General features: G+C 74.4%; 17 protein-coding genes. 8 read left to right on the plus strand and 9 right to left on the minus strand.

Annotated elements, in window-relative coordinates:
* Window positions 1-41 precede the first annotated feature (41 nt).
* Window positions 42-980 (minus strand): VOC family protein, encoded by a 939-nt coding sequence (locus tag GXP71_RS08870; protein ID WP_162352366.1) that lies wholly within the window; start codon window positions 978-980, stop codon window positions 42-44.
* Window positions 981-1,070: 90 nt separating this feature from the next.
* Complete coding sequence (locus tag GXP71_RS08875; protein WP_162352367.1) at window positions 1,071-1,706, minus strand: hypothetical protein; 636 nt, start codon at window positions 1,704-1,706, stop codon at window positions 1,071-1,073.
* Window positions 1,707-1,969: 263 nt separating this feature from the next.
* Between GXP71_RS08875 and GXP71_RS08880 the strand changes: the two genes are divergently transcribed.
* From GXP71_RS08880 to GXP71_RS08890, 3 genes are all read left to right on the plus strand, one after another.
* The gene (locus tag GXP71_RS08880; RefSeq protein WP_162352368.1) at window positions 1,970-3,559 is read left to right on the plus strand and encodes a DEAD/DEAH box helicase; all 1,590 of its coding nucleotides are present in this window, start codon (window positions 1,970-1,972) and stop codon (window positions 3,557-3,559) included.
* 306 nt (window positions 3,560-3,865) lie between these two features.
* Window positions 3,866-4,468 carry a sulfite oxidase-like oxidoreductase gene (locus GXP71_RS08885; RefSeq protein ID WP_162352369.1) on the plus strand — a complete coding sequence of 201 codons (603 nt, stop codon included), beginning with the start codon at window positions 3,866-3,868 and terminating at the stop codon, window positions 4,466-4,468.
* Window positions 4,456-5,274 (plus strand): ferredoxin reductase, encoded by an 819-nt coding sequence (locus tag GXP71_RS08890; RefSeq protein WP_238402693.1) that lies wholly within the window; start codon window positions 4,456-4,458, stop codon window positions 5,272-5,274. The genes GXP71_RS08885 and GXP71_RS08890 overlap by 13 nt, the downstream gene beginning before the upstream one ends.
* Before the next feature lie 193 nt (window positions 5,275-5,467).
* Here the strand turns inward: GXP71_RS08890 and GXP71_RS08895 are convergent, their stop codons facing one another.
* Window positions 5,468-6,460, minus strand: coding sequence for a sigma-70 family RNA polymerase sigma factor (locus GXP71_RS08895; RefSeq protein WP_162352370.1), 993 nt, complete (start codon window positions 6,458-6,460; stop codon window positions 5,468-5,470).
* A gap of 60 nt (window positions 6,461-6,520) precedes the next feature.
* On the opposite strand from GXP71_RS08895, the gene GXP71_RS08900 reads away from it, so the two are divergent.
* The gene (locus GXP71_RS08900) at window positions 6,521-7,102 is read left to right on the plus strand and encodes an NUDIX domain-containing protein (RefSeq protein WP_162352371.1); all 582 of its coding nucleotides are present in this window, start codon (window positions 6,521-6,523) and stop codon (window positions 7,100-7,102) included.
* A 76-nt stretch (window positions 7,103-7,178) separates the two neighbouring features.
* On the opposite strand, the gene GXP71_RS08905 is transcribed toward GXP71_RS08900, so the two are convergent.
* Entirely contained in the window at window positions 7,179-9,854 is a 2,676-nt protein-coding gene (locus GXP71_RS08905) for a phosphoenolpyruvate carboxylase (protein WP_162352372.1), read from the minus strand.
* Window positions 9,855-9,993: 139 nt separating this feature from the next.
* Between GXP71_RS08905 and GXP71_RS08910 the strand changes: the two genes are divergently transcribed.
* From GXP71_RS08910 to GXP71_RS08920, 3 genes are all read left to right on the plus strand, one after another.
* Window positions 9,994-10,443: a helix-turn-helix transcriptional regulator gene (locus GXP71_RS08910; RefSeq protein WP_162352373.1), complete on the plus strand. Its 450-nt coding sequence runs from the start codon at window positions 9,994-9,996 to the stop codon at window positions 10,441-10,443.
* Between the two features lie 5 nt (window positions 10,444-10,448).
* Window positions 10,449-10,859, plus strand: a complete 411-nt coding sequence (locus GXP71_RS08915) for a VOC family protein (protein ID WP_162352374.1) — start codon at window positions 10,449-10,451, stop codon at window positions 10,857-10,859.
* 155 nt (window positions 10,860-11,014) lie between these two features.
* Window positions 11,015-13,399 carry an excinuclease ABC subunit UvrA gene (locus tag GXP71_RS08920; protein ID WP_162352375.1) on the plus strand — a complete coding sequence of 795 codons (2,385 nt, stop codon included), beginning with the start codon at window positions 11,015-11,017 and terminating at the stop codon, window positions 13,397-13,399.
* A gap of 39 nt (window positions 13,400-13,438) precedes the next feature.
* On the opposite strand, the gene GXP71_RS08925 is transcribed toward GXP71_RS08920, so the two are convergent.
* The 4 genes from GXP71_RS08925 to GXP71_RS08940 form a co-directional block, all read right to left on the minus strand.
* Window positions 13,439-13,618 (minus strand): hypothetical protein, encoded by a 180-nt coding sequence (locus GXP71_RS08925; protein WP_162352376.1) that lies wholly within the window; start codon window positions 13,616-13,618, stop codon window positions 13,439-13,441.
* Between the two features lie 182 nt (window positions 13,619-13,800).
* Window positions 13,801-14,574: an ATP-binding cassette domain-containing protein gene (locus tag GXP71_RS08930; protein WP_162352377.1), complete on the minus strand. Its 774-nt coding sequence runs from the start codon at window positions 14,572-14,574 to the stop codon at window positions 13,801-13,803.
* Window positions 14,574-15,632 (minus strand): ABC transporter permease, encoded by a 1,059-nt coding sequence (locus GXP71_RS08935; RefSeq protein WP_162352378.1) that lies wholly within the window; start codon window positions 15,630-15,632, stop codon window positions 14,574-14,576. The genes GXP71_RS08930 and GXP71_RS08935 overlap by 1 nt, the downstream gene beginning before the upstream one ends.
* A 70-nt stretch (window positions 15,633-15,702) precedes the next feature.
* Window positions 15,703-16,848: a substrate-binding domain-containing protein gene (locus tag GXP71_RS08940; protein ID WP_162352379.1), complete on the minus strand. Its 1,146-nt coding sequence runs from the start codon at window positions 16,846-16,848 to the stop codon at window positions 15,703-15,705.
* Window positions 16,849-16,969: 121 nt separating this feature from the next.
* On the opposite strand from GXP71_RS08940, the gene GXP71_RS08945 reads away from it, so the two are divergent.
* On the plus strand, window positions 16,970-18,031 hold the full coding sequence (locus tag GXP71_RS08945) for a LacI family DNA-binding transcriptional regulator (RefSeq protein WP_238402738.1): 1,062 nt from the start codon (window positions 16,970-16,972) through the stop codon (window positions 18,029-18,031).
* Window positions 18,032-18,124: 93 nt separating this feature from the next.
* Here the strand turns inward: GXP71_RS08945 and GXP71_RS08950 are convergent, their stop codons facing one another.
* Entirely contained in the window at window positions 18,125-20,602 is a 2,478-nt protein-coding gene (locus GXP71_RS08950; RefSeq protein ID WP_238402694.1) for a GH32 C-terminal domain-containing protein, read from the minus strand.
* Window positions 20,603-20,909: the final 307 nt, after the last annotated feature.

Consider the following 20,909-nt stretch of genomic DNA (forward strand, 5'->3'; position numbering starts at 1 on the left):
CGCTCGTCGGGGCAGCCGCCCGCGCGGACCAGAGCGGGACGTCAGGCCGCGGCGCTCACCCGCACGACGTTGCGCCACGGGTCCTGGAACAGCAGCGTCGCGCCGTCGTCGCCGGGACGCGTCCCGGCGAACGCGACGCGGTCCGCGAGCGCGCCGAGGTCGTCGGCGGTGGGCACGACGATCCGCACCTCGCCGAGACCGAGCGCGGACGCCCGCGGACCGGCACCGGCGCTGTTCCACGTGTTCATCGCCAGGTGGTGGTGGTACCCGCCGGCGGACACGAAGAGCGCGCCGTGCCACTCGGCGGTGACGTCGAAGCCGAGCGCGTCGACGTAGAACGCGCGGGCGGACGCCACGTCGCCGACCTGCAGGTGCACGTGCCCGACGACCGCGTCGCCCTCGGGCCGCCGGTCGAGGTCCTGCGCGAGGTGGTCGCGGACGAAGCCGTTCGGGTCGAGCCGCAGGGAGTCCATCACGACCCGCCCGTCGGCGTCGTGCTGCCACTGGTCGCGGCTGCGGTCCCAGTAGAGCTCGACGCCGTTGCCCTCGGGGTCGGTGAGGTAGAAGGCGAGCGAGACGAGGTGGTCGGCGGAGCCGACGTAGGTCTCGGGGGCGCGCTGCGCGACGGACGCGAGCGTCGCGGCGAGGCCCGCACGGTCGTCGAACAGGAGCGCGGTGTGGAAGAGGCCGGCCGCGCCGCGCTGCGCGGGCGGGAGGTCGGGGGTGTGCCGCAGGACCACGAGCGGCGTGGTGCCGCGGCCCAGGGTCACGACGTCGGGTCGCGTGTCGCCGAACCGCTCGCCGGGGTCGGGCAGCACGTCGAGGCCGATCGCGTCGCGGTAGAACCGGAGCTGGCGGTCGAGGTCGCCGACGAGCAGCGTCACGGCGTCCATGCCGGTGCCGGCGGCGATGGAGTCGTGCGGGGCGCGGGCGACGCTGCGGACGGCGGCACCCTGGCCGGGGACGGGAGCGGTGGACATGCGGACCTCCTGGGTGGGCTCTCTCCTCCGTACAATAGTTGATGTTTCAACTTTGTTCCCGGAACGCACCCGTGCTCGCCCCGGCAGACGTCAGTCCGGCTCGCCCGGCAGGTGGTTGTGGCCCAGGCCCGTCAGGAACCGCGGCCCGGTCGCGAGCAGCTCCGAGCGCCACTCCCTGGACCACTCCCCGAACGGCCGCCGCGCCAGGCCGTCGTTCGCGAAGCGCCCGTCGACCGTCACCTCGGTCGTGCAGAAGTCCGGCACGACGAGGTCCGTGACCGGCCCGCCGCGCTCCACCTCCGCCACGACGAGCGGCGCGTTCCCGCCCGCGAACACGTCGATCACCCAGCCGTCCGTGCCGAGCCACGCCGAGTGGCGCAGCTTCGCGACGCGCGCCGGTGCCCGACGGACGATCTCCACCGCGACCAGCGGGTCCAGCTCGCGCTCGGCCTCGTAGCGGGTGCCCTCGACCATGGGGCCCTTCACCGTGATCGCGCAGAAGTCGACCGCGTCGACGTGCGCCTCCAGCACCGCGAGCTCGTCGGCGTGCGGGTCGATGCCCTCGATCCCCGACGCCTGCGCGCGCACGCGCACCGCGAACCCGTCCTCCGCGAGCAGGTAGCTCTGCACGATCAGGGTCGGTGTCTCCTCGAGAAGCTCCGTCGGCAGCCGGTCGACGAAGAACCGGCGCTCGAACTCGAAGTCGCCGTAGCCCGTGTCGCTCATCGGCCCGACCGCCCCGTGCGGGACCCCGTGGTGTGCATCCCCCGAGCGTAGCCAGCGGGAACGCCGCGGCACGGGAGGCGGGCGCGACGCCCCGACCGCGGCACCCGGCGCGCGCCGCGGTGGACGTCACAGGCACGTCCGGCCCGGTGTGTGAGACCCTGGTGGCATCCCCGGGCAGCGCGACACCCGCGCGCCCCGCGTCGTGGAGACCCCCGGTCTAACCTGCGGCGGCTCCGACGACCCTCCCCGAGAGGCCCCCACCTGTGACCACCTTCGCCGATCTCGGCGTGCCTGCCGTGCTCGTCCGCGCCCTCGCGGACGACGGCATCACCAGCCCGTTCCCCATCCAGACCGCCACCCTGCGCGACTCGCTCGCCGGCACCGACGTCCTCGGCCGCGGCCGCACCGGCTCCGGCAAGACGCTCGCGTTCGCCATCCCCGTCGTGGCCCGCACCGCCGCCGCCGGGCGCCGCACCGCGCCGTCGCGACCCCGCGCGCTCGTCCTCGCGCCGACCCGCGAGCTCGCGAGCCAGATCGACGCGACGATCGCCCCGCTCGCCGCCGCCGCGGGCCTGAGCACCACCGTCGTGTTCGGCGGCGTCGCCCAGTCCCGCCAGGTCACCGCGCTCCAGCGCGGCGCCGACATCCTCGTCGCGTGCCCCGGCCGCCTCGAGGACCTGCTCCGGCAGGGGCTCGTGTCGCTCGACGACGTCGCGGTCACCGTCCTCGACGAGGCCGACCACATGGCCGACCTCGGCTTCCTGCCCGTCGTCAAGCGGCTGCTCGACCGCACGCCCCGCACCGGCCAGCGCCTGCTGTTCTCCGCGACGCTGGACAACGGGGTCGACGTGCTCGTCAAGCGCTACCTCACCAAGCCGGTCGAGCACGCCGTCGACACCGCGCAGTCCCCCGTCGCCGCGATGACGCACCACCTGCTCGAGGTCGCCGACGCCGACAGCAAGAAGGCCGTCGTGCGCGCGCTCGCGTCCGGCACGGGCCGCCGCGTGCTCTTCATGCGCACCAAGCACCAGGCCAAGAAGCTCGCGAAGCAGCTCACGGCCGACGGCATCCCATCCGTCGACCTGCACGGCAACCTCGGTCAGGGCGCGCGCGAGCGCAATCTCGAGGCGTTCTCGTCCGGTGCCGTCCGCGTCCTCGTGGCGACCGACATCGCGGCGCGAGGCATCCACGTCGACGACGTCGGCCTCGTCGTGCACGTCGACCCGCCCGCCGAGCACAAGGCGTACCTGCACCGCTCCGGCCGCACCGCGCGCGCCGGCGCCGGCGGCGACGTCGTGACCCTCGTGCTGCCCGAGCAGCGCGCCGACGTCCGTGCCCTGACGCGGGCCGCCAAGATCACCGCGCAGCCGCGACCCGTCGCCCTCGGCGACGCGCACCTCGCCGCGCTCGTCGGCGAGGTCGCGGCACCGGTCGCCCCCGCCCCCGCCGCTCCGGCCACCTCCTCGCGCGCGTCCCAGGGCGGCGGCTCGCGCGGGTCCGGTGGGCGCGGCGGCGCCGGGCGGGGCGCCGGGTCGTCGGCCCGTGGCGGCTCGGCCTCGAGCTCGTCGAACGGCGCACGCAGCGGCGGCGGTCCGCGCGCCGCGGGCGGCGGTCGTGCCGAGGGCGCCGGTCGTGCCGGGGGCGCCGGACGCGCCACCGGTGCCGGCCGCGCAGGCGGCACGCGCTCCGCCGCGAGCGGTACCTCCAGCACGCTGCGCTACAGCTCCGGCGGCCCGACGCCGTCGACCGCCCCGACCGACGCCTCTGCCGGCGCGGCGGGCGCGGGACGCCGCGGCCGCCGCGGTGGCCGTGGCCGTGCGGGTCGTCCCGCGGGCGCTCCGTCGGGCGGCTGAGCCGGCCGGTGCGTCGCGCGGACCTCGGTCGGCGCGACGCACCGCGACGTCCGCCGCGCGGGTCGTCCGCCTCTCGACGCGCGACCCTCCGGCCGCCGCTGCGGCCACCCCGGGGCCGCGAGGCCGCGACGCGTGTGGCCCGCGGGCGACACGCCCCGAGGGCCGTCACCTGGCGTCCGGCTCTGGCGGACGGCACGCGACGCGGCCCATGATGGCCACGAACGCCCCCGAGCCGACCGGAGTGACGATGGCACCCGCACCCGTGCACGTCCTGACCTGCGCGGCCACGGCCGCGCACGACCGCTGATGGCGATCGTCTCCCGCGGGTTCCGCGGACGACGCGAGGCCGACCCGCGCCTGCCACCGGGCCAGTACCTCGAGCGCGGCTTCCCGGTGCTGTCGGCCGGCCCGACCCCGCGGACGGACCTGTCGACGTGGACGTTCTCCATCGGCGGCGCCACCGGGCCGCGCGCGACGTGGTCGTGGGCGGAGCTCACGGCGCTCCCGGCCGACGACGTCGTGGTCGACATCCACTGCGTCACCAAGTGGACCAAGCTCGACACGTCCTGGCGCGGGGTGTCCCTCGACCGCCTCCTCGACGCGGTCGAGGTCGCGGACGACGAGCAGTACGCGCTCGCGCACTGCGACGGCGGCTACACGACGAACGTGCCGCTCGCCGACCTGCGCGGCGGACGCGCGTGGATCGCCTACCAGTACGACGGTGCCCCGCTGCCGCCCGAGCACGGCGGCCCCGCTCGGCTGCTGATCCCGCACCTGTACTTCTGGAAGTCCGCGAAGTGGGTCCGCCGCGTCGACCTGCTCACCGACGACCAGTGGGGCTTCTGGGAGAAGCTCGGCTACCACCAGTACGGGGACCCGTGGAAGGAGCAGCGGTATTGGGGCGACTGAACGCCGAGCCGGACGACGAGGCCGCACCGGTCTCCCCCGACGACGCCCCGTACCGCCTGCCCTGGCGCGTCGCGACCCTCGTCGCCACGCACCGCGAGACCCCGACCGCGACGACCCTCGAGCTCGACGTGCCCGGGTGGCGCGGCGCGATGGCCGGTCAGCACGTCGACGTGCGGCTGACCGCCGAGGACGGCTACTCGACGCAGCGCTCGTACTCGCTCGCCTCCCCCGGCACCCTGGGGCTGCCCGCGGGTGCCGCCGTCGACGGGTCGGCCGAGCGCATCGCGCTGACCGTGCAGGTCGTCGAGGACGGCGAGGTGTCGCCCTACCTCACGCAGGACCTCGAGGTGGGCGACCAGATCGAGCTGCGCGGGCCCATCGGCAACTGGTTCGTGTGGCACGCGACCGACCCGCACCCCGTGCAGCTCGTCGCGGGCGGCTCGGGGCTCGTGCCGCTCATGTCGATGCTGCGCACCCGCCGCCGGGCCGGCTCGCACGCGCCCTTCCGGCTCGTGGTCTCGGTCCGGACCCCGCTCGACGCGATCTACGCCGACGAGCTCGCGACCTTCGACGACGTCGAGGTCACGCGCGTGTGGACGCGCCGCGGACCGGCCGGCTGGGCCGGACGCGTCGGGCGCGTCGACGCCGAGCTCCTCGCCCAGGTGTGCGTCCCGCCCGACGAGCGCCCGCACGTGTACGTGTGCGGGCCGACGCCGTTCGTCGAGACGGTCGCGGACCTGCTCGTCGACCTCGGCCACGACGCCGAGCGCATCCGCACCGAGCGGTTCGGCCCGACAGGGTCGTGACGGCAGGGTCGTGACGGCAGGGTCGTAACGGCAAAGGCGTAACGGCAGGGGCGTGACGGCAGGGTCGTGACGGCAGCGTCGTGACGTCAGGCGCGTGACGGCAGCGTCGTGACGTCAGGCGCGTGAGCGGTCCAGCGTGCGCGCGTCGGACTCGGTGGCGCGCCGGGACGGCCGTGCCGCCGACGACCGGTCCCTACGTCGTCGCGACGACCGGCGGGAGCTCGGCGGGCAGGCCGCAGGCGGTGAGGTGGTCGACGCCGAACCAGACGACGACGCGCTGCACGCCCGCCGCGCCGACGTCCAGCACGGCGAGCTGGAACGCGCGGTGCACGCCGTCGGGGTCGAGCAGGTACACGCCGAACGCGGGCTGCCCGTTGACCGCGGCGGGCACGAGCCGCAGCGCGCCGGGCCCCTTGGCCGGGCACCACGTGCCGATGAGCGCCGCGACGTCGTCGCGCCCGCGGTACCACCCGGGGTAGGGCGGCATCTCCCACACGACGTCCTCGGCCATGAGTGCCACGATCCCGCCGATGTCGTACGACTCGAACGCCCGCACGTACGCGTCGAGCAGCCGACGCCGCCGCTCGTCGTCGAGCGCACCGGCGTCGTCGGGGTCGAGCTTCGCGACGTGCGCGCGAGCCCGTTGCAGCGTCGAGTTCACGCCCGCGACGGTGAGGTCGAGCGCGTCCGCGACCTCCGCGGCGCTCCACTGCAGCACGTCGCGCAGCACGAGCACGGCGCGCTGCTGCGCGGTGAGGTGCTGGAGCGCGGCGACGAACGCGAGCCGCACGCTGTCGCGCGTCACGACGTCCGCGGCGGGGTCGCTCGGGGCCCCGGACCAGACGACCGCGTCCGGCAGCGGCTCGAGCCACGCCACCGCGTGCTCCTCGCGCGGCTCGGACGCCGGGTCGGCCGCCGGCGCGCCGAGACCGGTCGGCAGCGGTCGCCGGGACCGGCCCTCGAGGTGCGTGAGGCACGTGTTCGTCGTGATGCGGTACATCCACGTCCGCACCGACGAGCGGCCCTCGAACCGGTCGAACGCGCGCCAGGCGCGCAGGTAGGCGTCCTGCAGGACGTCCTCGGCGTCGTGCAGCGACCCGGTCATGCGGTAGCAGTGCGCCAGCAGCTCGCGGCGCAGCGGCTCCACGAGCGTCTCGAAGTCGTGCTCGGTGGTCGTCAGCGTCACCCCTCGACGGTAGCGAGCACCACCGACAGCCCGCGACCCCCGGGTGCCAGACTGCCCCGCATGCCGCACTCCCCCGCCGACGAGCCCGCGTCGCCCGCTCCCGCGCCCGACGGCGTCGCACGCGCGACGCCCACCCCGGACGACGCGACGCCCACCCTGGACGAGCAGTACGCCGCCGACGACCACCTCGGCCACCGCACGCTGCTGGTCGCCGCCGCGTACGTCGTCCTGCGCCGCGGCGACGAGGTGCTGCTGCAGCTGCGTCGGGGCACGGGCTACCGCGACGGGCACTGGGCGGTGCTGGCCGGCCACGTCGACCCGGGCGAGTCGGTGCACGAGGCGGCGGTCCGCGAGGCTGCCGAGGAGGCCGGCGTCACCGTGCGCGTCGACGACCTGCGCCCGCTCACGACGCTGCACCGGTTCGAGCGCGGCGGCCCAGCCGTCGAGCAGCGCGTCGACGTGTTCTTCGAGGCCCGGACGTGGACGGGCGACCCGTCGCGTCGCGAGGAGGACAAGGCCGAGGACCTCGCGTGGTTCCCGCTCGCCGACCTCCCGGCGCCCGTCGTGCCGCACGAGCGCCTCGTCCTCGACGCGCTGGCCCGCGGCGAGGACCCGCCGCGCGTCGTCTCGCTCCCGAGCTGACACGACGACGCCCCGCGGTCGTCGGACCACGGGGCGTCGTCGCAGGTCCGGAGCGCGCCCGGACGAGGAGCGCGTGTCAGCCGGTGTTCTGCACGCCGGCCGCGACACCGTTCACGGTGAGCAGCAGCAGGCGACGCAGGTCGTCGGCCTGCTCGGTCGCGTCGCCGGTGCGCAGGCCGCGCAGTGCGCGGAGCTGGAGCAGCGACAGCGCGTCGACGTACGGGCTGCGCAGCTGGACGGCGCGGCCGAGGATCCGGCGGCGCGACAGCACGGCGTCGCTGTCGGTGATGGCCAGGACCGAGCGGCGCGTGAGCACCATCTCGGACAGCACCTTCTCGGCGAGGTCGGGACGGTCGCCGAGCGCGAGGTAGCGGGCGGCGATGCGCTCGTCCGTCTTGGCGAGCGACATCTCGACGTTGTCGATCATCGTCGTGAACAGCGGCCACTGCGCGTACGCCGCACGGAGCTCGTCGAGGTCGCCGACGGCGTCGAGCGCCGTGCCGAGCCCGTACCAGCCCGCGAGGTTGATGCGCGCCTGCGACCAGGAGAACACCCACGGGATCGCGCGCAGGTCGTCGAGCGACGACACCGACAGGCCACGACGGGCCGGCCGCGAGCCGATCGGCAGCAGGCCGACCTCCTCGAGCGGGGTGACCTCGGCGAACCACTGCGGGAAGCCCTCGGCCTTCACGAGCTCGTGGAACCGCGTGCGGGACGCGACGTCGAGCTGCTTCGCGAGGTCCGCGAACCGCTCGGAGGCGGCGGCGTTGCGCTGCTCGACCGACGGCGTGCTCGCGAGGAGCGTCGCGGCGACGACCTGCTCGATGTGCCGCGCGGCGATGACCGGGTCGCCGTAGCGGGCGAAGATGACCTCGCCCTGCTCGGTGAGCTTGAACCGGCCGTCGACCGAGCCCGGGGGCTGGGCCAGCACCGCGCGGTTGGCGGGGCCGCCGCCGCGCCCGAGCGCGCCGCCGCGACCGTGGAAGAGCGTGAGCACGATGTCGTGCTTGCGGGCCCACTCGGTGATCCGCTGCTGCGCGGTGTCGAGCGCGAGCGTCGCGGAGACCGGGCCGACGTCCTTCGAGGAGTCGGAGTAGCCGAGCATGACCTCGACGCGGCGCCCGTTCTCCGCGAGGCGCTTCTGCACCTGCGGGATCGCGAGCGCGCCCTCGAGGATGTCGACGCTCGCCTCGAGGTCCGCGAAGGTCTCGAAGAGCGGGATCGCGTCGATCACCGGGACGTCGTCGGGCCCGCCGTACGCGAGCTCGGCGAGGCGGTAGACGGCCGCGAGGTGCTCGGCGGACTGCGTGAACGACACGATGTAGCGGCGCGCTGCCGCGATGCCGAAGCGGCGCTGCACGGTGCCGAGCGCGCGGAACGTGTCGAGCACCTCGAGCGTGCGCGGCTCCAGGGTGCCGTCGACGCCGTTCGCCTCGATGTCCGCGAGCGCCGACTCGTGCACCTGCGAGTGCTGGCGCACCTCGAGCTCGGCGAGGTGGAAGCCGAAGGTCTGGACCTGCCACAGCAGGCGCTGCAGGTCGCCGTACGCCGAGCGCGACGCGCCTGCCTCGACGAGCGAGCGCTGCACGACGAGCAGGTCGGCCTCGAGCTCCTGGGGCGAGCCGTAGGCGAGGTCGGCGTCCCGGCGACGGGTCGCGGCGATGCGCTCGGCGAGGACGAGCACGACGCGGCGGTGCGGCTCGTTGGGCGCCTCGCCCGCGACGCGCGCGGTGACCTCCTCCGAGAGCAGGCGCTGGCGCTGCCACAGCGCGGCGAGCTCGGCCGACGGCGGCGTCATGTCGGTGCCCAGCGTGAGGCCCGCGGCGGTGCGGACCGCCGACGCCTCGAGCGCGGTGAGCGCGTGCTCCGAGGCGAGCGTCGCGGCGGCCCGGGTCACCTCGGCGGTGACGTTCGGGTTGCCGTCGCGGTCGCCGCCGATCCAGGAGCCGAGCCGTGCGAACGGCCGGGCCTCGGGTGCCTGCGTGCCGGCGTCGTCGCCGAGGAGCCAGTCGTCCAGGCGCCGGTAGACCGCGGGCAGGACGTCGGCGAGCGTCGAGTCGAAGACGTTGAGGACCGTGCGGACCTCGTCGAGGACCGTCGGCTTGGCGGCGCGCAGCGGGGCGGTGCGCCACAGCGTCTCGATCTCGGCGAGCAGGCGGCGGTCGTTCTCGGCGATCGACATGCCGCCGCGCGAGCGGATGTCCCGCTCCCCGACGAGCTCGGCGATGCGGCGGATCGAGTTCGACACCGCGCGGCGGCGGGCCTCGGTCGGGTGGGCCGTGAGCACGGGACGGAACTCGAGCCGCTGGACGAGCTCGCGCACCGCGCCGGCGCCGAGCTCCTCGCGCGCACGCTCGACCGCGGCGGGCAGGGAGTCGTCGGGAGCGAGGTCGTTCGGCTCGAGGCTCGCCTCGCGCTCGCGCAGCACGCGGACGCGGTGGTACTCCTCGGCCGTGTTGGCCAGGTGGAAGTAGCAGGTGAACGCGCGGGCGACCTGCTCGGCACGCTCGAGCGACAGGCCGGCGACGAGGGCCTCGGCCTGCTCGAGCGCGTCGCTGTCGGGCTCGTCGTGCGCGCGGATCGCCAGCTCGCGGAGGTGCTCGACGTCGTCGAGCAGGTCCTGGCCGACGGACTCGCGCAGCACCCGGCCGAGGAACTCGCCGAGGACGCGGACGTCGTTCCGCAGCGGCTCGGGGACGTCGTGCCGGGCGAGGCCGCGACGCACGTCGCGCGGGGGAAGCGGTGCAGTCACCGGGCCAAGATAGGCCCCGACCGGCGCTGCGGTCGCCCACGGTCCAGGCGCTGGGCAGCCTCGGCGCCCGTCGCGCGGCCGCGCACGCGGTGTCGTCCAGGGGCGGACGCGGGGGCGCGGACGTGGCAGCATCGGCCTCGTGACCAGCAGGGCCGACGCCGAGCAGCGCCGCAGCGACCTCGCGCGGCTCCGCCGGGTGCGCGACCGGATCGACCGGGAGTACGCGCAGCCGCTCGACGTCGAGGCGCTCGCGCGCGGCGCGCACATGTCGGCGGGCCACCTGAGCCGGCAGTTCAAGGCGGCGTACGGCGAGTCGGTCTACGCATACCTCATGACGCGGCGGATCGAGCGCGCGATGGCGCTGCTGCGGCGTGGCGACCTGACGGTCACGGAGGTCTGCTTCGCGGTCGGGTGCCAGTCGCTCGGGACGTTCTCGACGCGGTTCACCGAGCTGGTGGGCGTGCCGCCGAGCGTGTACCGCGGGTCGGCCGAGCACAGCACCGCGGGCATGCCGTCGTGCGTCGCGAAGCAGGTGACGCGACCGGTCAGGAATCGAGAAGCGACGCCGTCGGAGCCGCACCTAGCGTGACCGGCATGGACATCACCATCGCGAACACGTTCCTCCCCCACGACGACCCCGACACCGCGCTCGCGTTCTACCGCGACGTGCTGGGCTTCGAGGTCCGCAACGACGTCGGCTACGGCGACATGCGCTGGATCACGGTCGGTCCCGCCGGCCAGCCGGGCACGTCGATCGTCCTCTACCCGCCGGCGGCCGACCCGGGCGTCACCGACGACGAGAAGCGGACCATCACCGAGATGATGGCGAAGGGCACGTACGCGACGCTCGTGCTCGCCACGCCGGACCTCGACGCGACGTTCGACACGCTCCAGGCCGCGGGTGCCGAGGTCGTCCAGGAGCCGACGGACCAGCCGTACGGCATCCGCGACGCGGCGTTCCGCGACCCGGCCGGCAACCAGCTCCGCTTCAACCAGGTCGGCTGACCGTCCGACCCTCCCGGGCGTCGCACCGCCCGCACCCCCCGAGCACCCCACCCCCGGCGACCCGCCGCAGCGACCCTGCGCGCGGGTCGCCCGTGCGCGTCGGACCCGGCTGGTTAGATCGGTCCCGACCCCCCTCGCGTCCCCAGGGAGTTCCCATGAGCACCGCCACGAGCACCGCACCGACCGCGTCGCACGTCGCGGACAGCCACGACCTCATCCGCGTGCACGGGGCGCGGGAGAACAACCTCAAGGACGTCACCCTCGAGATCCCGAAGCGGCGCCTCACGGTGTTCACCGGCGTCTCGGGGTCGGGCAAGTCGTCGCTGGTGTTCGCGACGATCGCCGCGGAGTCGCAGCGCATGATCAACGAGACGTACAGCGCGTTCGTGCAGGGGTTCATGCCGTCGCTCGCGCGCCCGGAGGTCGACCGGCTCGAGGGCCTGACGACGGCGATCATCGTCGACCAGGAGCGCATGGGCTCCAACCCGCGCTCCACCGTGGGCACCGCGACCGACGCGAACGCGATGCTCCGGATCCTGTTCAGCCGCCTCGGGCAGCCGCACATCGGGTCGCCCAACGCGTTCTCGTTCAACGTGCCGTCCGTGAAGGGCAGCGGCGCGATCACGGTCCAGCGCGGCGACCGCACCAAGGCCGAGAAGGCGGAGTTCTCGATGCTCGGCGGCATGTGCCCGCGGTGCGAGGGCATGGGGTCGGTGACCGACTTCGACCGGACGGCGCTCTACGACGACAGCAAGTCGCTCAACGAGGGCGCGCTGACCGTCCCGGGGTACACGATGGACGGCTGGTACGGGCGCATCTTCCGCGGCAGCGGGTTCTTCGACCCCGACAAGCCCATCAAGGACTACGGGAAGCGCGAGCTCGACGACCTGCTCTACAAGGAGCCGACCAAGATCAAGGTCGAGGGCATCAACATCACGTACGAGGGCCTGATCCCGAAGATCCAGAAGTCGCTGCTGTCCAAGGACGTCGACGCGATGCAGCCGCACGTCCGCGCGTTCGTCGAGAAGGCCGTGACGTTCCAGACGTGCCCCGAGTGCGAGGGCACGCGCCTCGCGGCCGAGGCCCGGTCCTCGCGGATCGCGGGCAAGAACATCGCCGACGTGTGCGCGATGCAGATCAGCGACCTCGCGCAGTGGGTGCGCGGGCTGGACGAGCCGACCGTCGCGCCGCTGCTCGCCGGGCTCCAGCACCTGCTCGACTCGTTCACCGAGATCGGCCTCGGCTACCTCTCGCTCGACCGCCCGGCGGGCACGCTGTCGGGCGGCGAGGCGCAGCGCACCAAGATGATCCGGCACCTCGGGTCGTCGCTCACCGACGTCACGTACGTCTTCGACGAGCCGACCATCGGGCTGCACCCGCACGACATCCAGCGCATGAACGAGCTGCTGCTCCAGCTGCGCGACAAGGGCAACACGGTGCTCGTCGTCGAGCACAAGCCCGAGGCGATCGCGATCGCGGACCACGTCGTCGACCTGGGTCCCGGGGCAGGGACCGGCGGCGGGACGATCTGCTTCGAGGGCACCGTCGAGGGCCTGCGGTCCAGCGGCACGATCACGGGCCGGCACCTCGACGACCGCGCGACGCTCAAGGCGGACGTCCGCGCGCCGCAGGGCGCGCTCGAGGTGCGCGGCGCGTCGACGCACAACCTCCGGGACGTCGACGTCGACGTGCCGCTCGGCGTGCTGTGCGTCGTCACGGGCGTCGCCGGGTCGGGCAAGAGCTCGCTCATCCACGGGTCGGTCGCGAAGCGGGACGACGTCGTCGTCGTCGACCAGGGCGCGATCCGCGGCTCGCGGCGCAGCAACCCCGCGACGTACACCGGCCTGCTCGACCCGATCCGCAAGGCGTTCGCGAAGGCCAACGGGGTCAAGCCCGCGCTGTTCAGCTCGAACTCCGAGGGCGCGTGCCCGACGTGCAACGGCGCCGGCGTGATCTACACCGACCTCGGCGTGATGGCGACGGTCGAGTCGACGTGCGAGGAGTGCGAGGGGCGCCGCTTCCAGGCGAGCGTCCTGGAGTACACGCTCGGCGGGAAGAACATCGCCGAGGTCCTCGCGATGCCCGTGACCGAGGCCGAGGAGTTCTTCGGCGCGGGCGACGCGCGCACGCCCGCCGCGCACACGATCCTCGACCGGCTCACCGACGTCGGCCTCGGCTATCTCACGCTCGGCCAGCCGCTGACGACGCTGTCGGGCGGCGAGCGGCAGCGGCTCAAGCTCGCGACGCAGATGGGCGAGAAGGGCTGCATCTACGTGCTCGACGAGCCGACGACCGGCCTGCACCTCGCCGACGTCGCGCAGCTGCTCGGCCTGCTCGACCGGCTCGTCGACTCCGGGAAGTCCGTCATCGTCATCGAGCACCACCAGGCCGTGATGGCGCACGCGGACTGGATCATCGACCTCGGCCCCGGCGCGGGCCACGACGGAGGTCGGGTCGTCTTCGAGGGCACCCCGGCCGACCTGGTCGCGGACCGCTCGACGCTCACGGGGCAGCACCTCGCGACGTACGTCGGCGCCTGACCTCACCGTCGCGACGCCCCGCGGGGCGAGCGGTCCGCGTCAGGCCTGCGGCTCGCGGCCCGGCGGCTGGCCGGGCGGGGTCGGCTCGGCGACGGGGACGAGGGCGTGCGTGACGGTCGGGGCGTCGGCGCTCACCGTGACGTCCTCGTCGTCGTCGCCGTTCACGTGCCGCAAGGTGACGCGCGTGCCGTCGACGAGGCGGTAGGTCACCTTCGTCATGGCGGGCGTCGACCTCGAGCAGGCGGGGGCGGAACGGTCTGACCGGACGACGCAGGTCGACGGGCGGAGCCCGTGGCACGGCGGACCGTCGCCCGACGGTGTGCGGACCCGGCCCGGCGCAGCACCGGGGCCGTCCACGCGTCGTGCCGCATGGACGGCCCCGGCCGGGCCCGCGGGGCGGGTCAGGCCGCGAGCGCACCCGTCATCAGGGCGACCGCCTCGCTCGGCGAGTGCGTCTCCGGCGTGATGACCGCCGCCCGGCGGCCGAGCCGCTGGACGTGGATCCGGTCCGCCACCTCGAAGACGTGCGGCATGTTGTGGCTGATGAGGATCACGGGCAGCCCGCGCTCGCGCAGGTCGCGCACGAGCTGGAGCACCTGGCCCGACTCCCGGACGCCGAGCGCCGCGGTCGGCTCGTCGAGGATCACGACTTTCGACCCGAACGCCGCGGCCCGCGCCACGGCGACCGCCTGACGCTGCCCGCCGGACAGGGTCTCCACCGCCTGCGTGACGTCCTGGAGGGTGCTGATGCCCAGCGCCTTGAGCTGCTGCTCGGACCGCTCGCGCATGCCCGCCGTGTCGAGCATCCGGAACACCGAGCCCAGCACGCCGCTGCGACGCTGCTCGCGGCCGAGGTAGAGGTTGCTCGCGATGTCGAGCGCCGGCGAGACGGCGAGGTTCTGGTAGACCGTCTCGATGCCCGCGGCGCGCGCCTCCTGCGGCCCGTGGAACGTCACGGGGCGCCCCTGGAGGAGCAGCTGACCCTGGTCCGGCGTGTACGCGCCGGACAGGCACTTGACCAGGGTGGACTTGCCGGCGCCGTTGTCGCCGATGATCGCGAGCACCTCGCCCGGGTAGAGCTCGAGGTCGACGCCGTCGAGGCCGACGACGCGCCCGAACGTCTTGACGAGGCCCGTCGCCTGCAGCACGGGCGTCCCTGCGCTGTCCTGGGTCATCACGCACGCTCCTTCCGGATCCACTGGTCGACCGCGACCGCGACGATGACGAGCACGCCGACGGCGAGCGTCTGGTAGAGCACGTCGACGCCCGCGAGCGACAGCCCGTTGCGGAACACGCCGACGATGAGCGCGCCGAGCAGGCTGCCCCACACCGCGCCGCGGCCGCCGAACAGGCTCGTGCCGCCGATGACGACCGCGGTGATCGAGTCGAGGTTCGCCTCGGCCGCCGCGTTCGGGCTCGCGGCGTTGATGCGGCCGACGAGGATCCAGCCCGCGAGCGCGAACAGCCCGCCCGCGGTGACGTAGACGCTGAGCAGCACGCGTGGCACGCGGATGCCGGCGAGCGCGGCGGACTCCTTGTCGTCGCCGACCGCGTAGACGTGCCGGCCCCACGCGGTGCGGCCGAGCGCGTACGCGACGACCGCGTACATCGCGAGCATGACGAGCACGCCGACGGTCACGCGCACGCCGCCGACGGTGAACGCCTCGCCGGTCCAGGTGAGCAGCGACGGCAGCTCGCCGCCGCGGACGGTCGCGCCCTTCGAGTAGAGCAGCGTGAGCGCGAGGAACACGTTGAGCGTGCCGAGCGTGACGATGAAGGGCGGCAGCTTGAGCCGTGTCACGAGGAGGCCGTTGACCGCACCGGCGACGAGCCCGACGGCGAGCCCGACCGCGAGCGCGACGGGGCCGGGCAGGCCGTTCGCGACGGCGGTCTGGGCCATGACCATCGACGACAGGACCATGATCGCGCCGACGGACAGGTCGATCCCCGCGGTGAGGATGATGAGCGTCTGGCCCACGGCGAGCGCGCCGACCACCGCGACCTGCTGGGTGACGAGCGACAGGTTCTCGGGCCGCAGGAAGCGGTCGTTGAGCAGCCCGAAGACGACGACGGACAGCGCGAGCACGAGGGCCGGGCTGAGGGCGGGGTGCCGGTGCAGGACCGACTGGATGCGGCTGGTGGCGGACTGCCGACGCAGGAACTCGTCGGCGACGTGCGGCTGGGGGGCGGCGGGCGCGGGTGCGGCCGACGGCGGGACGGTACGTGAGGTCACGACTCCTCCTCCGGGTGCGGGATCGGCGGACGGCGGCGACCGGGTGCGGGGCCCGGTCGCCGCCCGGGGCTCAGCCCCAGCAGATCTCCTTCGCGTCGGCGGACGTGATGCTCTCGACGCCCTCGGCCGGCTCGTCGGTCACGAGCGCGACGCCGGTGTCGAAGAAGTCGAGCCCGTCGGTGGTCTCGGGCTTCTCCCCGGTGCGGGCGAGCTGCGCGATCGCCTGGACGCCCTCCTCGGCCATGCGCACCGGGTACTGCTGCGAGGTCGCGTCGAGGATGCCCTTCTCGACGTACCCGACGCCGGCGCAGCCGCCGTCGACCGAGACGAGGAGCACGTCGTCGGGCGACTTCCCGGCGCTCTCGAGCACCTGCGAGGCGCCGTACGCGGCGGGCTCGTTGATCGTGTAGACGACGTTGACGTCGGGGTTCTGCGACAGGCAGTTCTCCATCGCGGTCGCGCCGCCGTCCTCCGCGCCGCCGGTCGCCTCGTTGCAGACGATCGTGTAGCTGCCGCCCGAGTAGTCGCCCGTCTTCGCCTCGTCGCCGTTGGCCTGGTCGTCGGCGGTGTCGATCCCCATGCCCTCGAGGAAGCCCTGGTCGCGGGAGTGGTCGACGCTGACGATGCGGTCGTCGAACAGGTCGAGGAGCGCGATGACGGCGTCCTCGCCCCCGAGCGTCGCGGCGGTCCACTCGCCGATGCGGCGGCCCGCGTCGACGTTGTCGGTCGCGAACGTGATGTCGACCGCGTCCGCGGGCTCGGGCGGGGTGTCGAGCGCGATGACGTAGAGCCCGGCCTCGCGCGCCCGCTCGACGGCGTCGACGACCGCGGGGCCGTTGGGCGTGATGAGGATGCCGTCCTGGCCCTGCGAGATCGCGTTCTCGATGGCCTGGATCTGCGTGTCCTCGTCGCCGTCCTCGCGGCCCGCGGCGAGCGTGAGGTCGACGCCCTCGGCGTCGGCGGCCTGCTGCGCGCCTTCCTGCATGGCGACGAAGAACGGGTTGGTCGTGGTCTTGACGATGAGCGAGACGGCGACGTTGTCGTCGCCGTCCGAGCCCTCGGCGGTGGACCCCGAGCCGGACCCGGAGTCGGACGAGCACGCGGTCGATAGGATCCCCGCGACGACGAACGTGCTGGTCGCGAGCGCGATACGGGTCCGGGTCCGGCGCCCTGCCGGGACGAGGACCGAGGAAGGACGTCTGCGTGTGGTGGTCATGGAGCCCCCTCCAACCGTGCGGCCGGCTGGCCGCTGACACCGTTGTCATCGGACTGTCTACACAGCGCCTCCGAGGACCGTCAAGCGTTCGCGCCCACGCTACGGTTGGCCGGTGACAACGATGTCTCAACCGGCGGACACCAACGGGTCCCCCCGGCGCGCCCGGGCGACCATGCGCGACGTCGCCGAGCGCGCCGGCGTCGGCATCAAGACCGTCTCGCGCGTCGTCAACGGCGAGCCGGGCGTCGCCGCCGCGACCGCCGAGCGCGTCAACCGCGCGGCGCGCGAGCTGCACTTCCAGCCCGACCCGTTCGCAGGCAACCTGCGCCGCAGCGTCCGGCGGACCCAGAGCATCGGCCTGCTGCTGTCGAGCGTCGACAACCCGTTCTGCGCGGCGATGCACCGCGCCGTCGAGGACGTCGCCGAGTCGCGCGGAGTGTCGGTGCTGTCCGCGAGCAGCGACGAGGACCCGCAGCGCGAGCGCGCGCTCGTCGGCACGTTCGTGTCCCGACGCGTGGACGGGCTGATCCTCTCGGCGACCGGGGGCGACCAGGCGTACCTGCGCCCGGAGATGGACGCCGGCACGCCCGTCGTCGCGGTCGACCGCGCCCCCGTAGGGATCGACGTCGACAGCGTCGTCGTCGACAACGTCGCGGGAGCCCGCGGCGCGACCGCGCACCTGCTGCGCCGCGGCCACCGACGGATCGCGCACCTGGGCGACCTGTCGATGATCGCGACCGCCACCCAGCGCCTCGACGGGTTCCGCCAGGCCGCCGCCGAGGCGGGCGTCCCCGCGGACGACCAGCTCGTCGTCCAGGACCTGCACACGGTCGAGCTCGCGTTCGACGCGACCTTCCGCCTGCTGCGCTCCGACGACCCGCCCACGGCGCTGTTCACGAGCCAGAACCTCGTCACGATCGGCGCGATCCGCGCGCTGCGGTCCCTCGGGATGCAGCACGACGTCGCCGTGGTGGGCTTCGACGACTTCGCCCTCGCGGACCTGCTCGACCCCGCCGTCACGGTCGTCGCGCAGGACCCGGTGGCGATCGGGCGCGCGGCGGCCGAGCGCGTGTTCGCGCGCCTGGAGGACCGGTCGCTCCCGTCGACGCAGACCGTGCTCGCGACGCGGCTCGTGGTGCGCGGCTCGGGCGAGATCGCCCCCCGACGCCGCGGCAGCGCGTGACGCACCCCCGACCCGGGCGGGGTGGTGCGGCCCGCGCGGCCCCGCTCCGGCGGGTGCGGACCGCGTGACGTCGGACGGGTGCGCGACGCCGCGTCAGCCCAGGCGGCGCACCTCCAGCGACCGCAGGACCGCGCGACCACCCTCCGCGTACGCCGCGACGCCGTGTGCGTCCGCGTCCGGGAAGACGAGGTCCGTGATGGTGACGAGGCCGTCCTGCGCGAACACCTCGACCGACGACCGGTCGACCACGACCGTGAGCCGCACGCGCCCGTCCGCGACCTCGACGGGCGCGGAGTGCACCGCCGGGAACGCGGGGTGCAGGTCGACCACGCCCGACGCCCGCCGGTCGACGAACAGGCGCCCGGTGGCCGCGTCGTAGCCGACGACGGTGCGCTGCCCCTCCTTGCCGCGCACGTGCAGCCCCACCTCGTTCGCGGTGCCGACGTCGAGCTCGGCCGTGAGCAGGAGCGCGTCCCCCGCCGCGCGCGGCAGGGGCACCGATGCGTCGTCGAGCGGCACGTCGCGCACGGTCCACCGCGGCTCGCTCGCGAGGGCCGACGCCTCGGGGGCGGGGAGCTGGACGAGCCGGACCCGGCCGTCGACGGTCCGGAGCGACAGCCGGCGCGGCAGCGTCATGGCCCCACGCCAGCCCGTCGTCGGCGTCGAGGCGGCGTACGTCCAGCTGCTCATCCAGCCGATCGCGACGGCCTCGCCGTCGGGGTGCTCGGCGAACGTCAGCGGCGCGTAGAAGTCGCTCCCGTGGTCCATCCAGTCGTAGCGCTCGAGCCGGCGCGGGACGGTCGCGTCGGTCGCGACGACGTGGTCGACCAGCACGTGCCCCCACGGCCCGGTCGCCGAGTCGACGACGCGCAGGCGGGCGTCCCGCCCGACGAGGTCCCGGACGTCCCACGACACCCAGTCGAGCGCCTCGGAGCCGGTGCCCGTCGCGCTGCGCACGACCTTCCCGTCGACGAGGAGGTCCACGGACGCCGCGGCCCCACGCGGGAGCGCCGGCTCGTCGCCGAGCACGACGTGGTCGGCCAGCACGTGCCCCCACCCGGCGGTGGACGCGTCGACGACCTCGACCCGCGCCTCGCGCCCGCGCAGGTCGCTGACGTCCCACGACGCCCAGTCGAGCGTCCCGCTCTGCGGCCCGGACGTGGACCGCACGACCTGCCCGTCGACGAGGAGCCGGACCGCGGTGTCCGGGTGCGGGCCGCCGCCGACGAGGAAGCTCACGTGATCGGCGGTGATCGTGAACCGCGGCGACGTCAGCGTGCCCGTCCCGGTGTCGGGCACGGGAAGGCACGGGTCCCCGGAGGTGCCGTTGCGGTACGAGCTCGCCAGGCCCGTGCCGAGGTAGCCGGTGACGCCGTCCTGGCACGGCGCGTCGCCGCGCGTCGGGCCGTCGCCGAACGCCGTGCCCGTCGCGGTCCACCCCGCGAAGCCGTCGCCCTCGAAGTCGCCCAGCACCGTGCCGGGCGGCGCGCCGCCGTCGCCCGTGCCCGGCTCGTGGGGCGCGTCACCCCCGCCGACGAGCAGCGCGAGGTGGCTGCGCGTGATCCGGAAGGGGGGCGACGTCAGCGTCCCGACGGACCGGTCGCCGCCGAGGAAGCTGTTGACGACCCGCTCCCCCACGAACCCGGAGACGGGGTTCTGCCCCGGCAGCGTGCCGGGGACGGGGCCCGACCCGAACGCGCCCCCGGTCGTCTCCCAGCCGTCGCCGTAGGTCGGCCCCTCGAACGCGGCGACCGCGTCGCCGGCGGGCACGGCGTCGTCGTCGCGCAGGTCGTCGGGCGTGAACGTCGTGCCGTCGAAGTCGCCGACGAAGTACTGCGTGCCGGACCCGCCCGTCGGCGAGCCGGGGTTGAGGCTCACGACGAGGACCCACCGCGTGCGGTCCGGGTCGCCGTCGACCGGCAGCTCGACGAGGTCGGGCATCTCCCACACGCCGCCGACCGCGTGCGCCGGGCCGAAGTCGCTGAGGTGCGTCCAGGACCGCAGGTCGTCGGAGCGGTAGAGCTGCACGACGTGCTCGGTGGCGAGGACGACGAGCATGACCCAGTAGCCGCCGTCGGCGTACCAGAGCACCTTGGGGTCGCGGAACTCGCGGGAGCCGACGTCGAGCACCGGGTTGCCCGGGTAGCGCGTCCAGGTCGTGCCGCCGTCGGCGCTCGAGGCGAGCGACTGGGCCTGCACCTGCGTCGCCGGGTCGTAGCTCGTGTAGACGGCCACGAGCGGGTCCCGCCCGTCGGCGCCGAGGCCGCTGGTGTTGCCGTGGTCGACGACGACGGTGCCGGAGAACACGAGCTCGTCGTCGGTCGCGGGGATCGCGACGGGCAGCTGCTCCCAGTGCACGAGGTCGTCGCTCACGGCGTGGCCCCACGAGATCGAGCCCCAGACGTCGCCGGCGGGGTTGTGCTGGAAGAACAGGTGGTAGCGACCCTCGTACCAGACCGGGCCGTTGGGATCGTTGGCCCAGTGCTCCGCCGGCGCGAAGTGCGCGACCGGCCGGTAGGGGTCGCCGCCCGGGGACTCCCCCGGCACGGGGCACGCGAGGACCGTCGACACCACGACCCCTCCGGCGACTGCGGCTAACGTCCGTGCACGCACGCGGCACTCCTCGTCGAGTCCGGGCGGCTCCCCCTCGAACCGTCCGGGCCAGCCTGGCGCGCGGCTGACAACGTTGTCAAGCAGACGCGGACGGGTTCAGGACGACTTCGTCCCGGACCCTTGCGACCGCTTCGGGACCGTGCTTCCCTTGGTCCGGTCCGGCAGTCATGGCCGGAATCGACGGGAGTCACGTGGTCGTGACCTCCCGGACCCCAGGTGCGCCACACGCACCTGCGGCGTGCCCTCAACCATGCACGCCGACGCA

This window comes from Cellulomonas sp. H30R-01 (assembly GCF_010119915.1).
Taxonomy (GTDB): domain Bacteria; phylum Actinomycetota; class Actinomycetes; order Actinomycetales; family Cellulomonadaceae; genus Cellulomonas; species Cellulomonas algicola.

What these genes read in the sequence shown, in the direction of transcription:
- GXP71_RS08870 (WP_162352366.1), bottom strand. Translation starts at nt 980, where the DNA reads ATGTCCACCGCTCCCGTCCCCGGCCAGGGTGCCGCCGTCCGCAGCGTC.
- GXP71_RS08875 (WP_162352367.1), bottom strand. Translation starts at nt 1,706, where the DNA reads ATGAGCGACACGGGCTACGGCGACTTCGAGTTCGAGCGCCGGTTCTTC.
- GXP71_RS08885 (WP_162352369.1), top strand. Translation starts at nt 3,866, where the DNA reads ATGGCGATCGTCTCCCGCGGGTTCCGCGGACGACGCGAGGCCGACCCG.
- GXP71_RS08900 (WP_162352371.1), top strand. Translation starts at nt 6,521, where the DNA reads ATGCCGCACTCCCCCGCCGACGAGCCCGCGTCGCCCGCTCCCGCGCCC.
- GXP71_RS08915 (WP_162352374.1), top strand. Translation starts at nt 10,449, where the DNA reads ATGGACATCACCATCGCGAACACGTTCCTCCCCCACGACGACCCCGAC.
- GXP71_RS08920 (WP_162352375.1), top strand. Translation starts at nt 11,015, where the DNA reads ATGAGCACCGCCACGAGCACCGCACCGACCGCGTCGCACGTCGCGGAC.
- GXP71_RS08925 (WP_162352376.1), bottom strand. Translation starts at nt 13,618, where the DNA reads ATGACGAAGGTGACCTACCGCCTCGTCGACGGCACGCGCGTCACCTTG.
- GXP71_RS08930 (WP_162352377.1), bottom strand. Translation starts at nt 14,574, where the DNA reads ATGACCCAGGACAGCGCAGGGACGCCCGTGCTGCAGGCGACGGGCCTC.
- GXP71_RS08940 (WP_162352379.1), bottom strand. Translation starts at nt 16,848, where the DNA reads ATGACCACCACACGCAGACGTCCTTCCTCGGTCCTCGTCCCGGCAGGG.
- GXP71_RS08945 (WP_238402738.1), top strand. Translation starts at nt 16,970, where the DNA reads ATGTCTCAACCGGCGGACACCAACGGGTCCCCCCGGCGCGCCCGGGCG.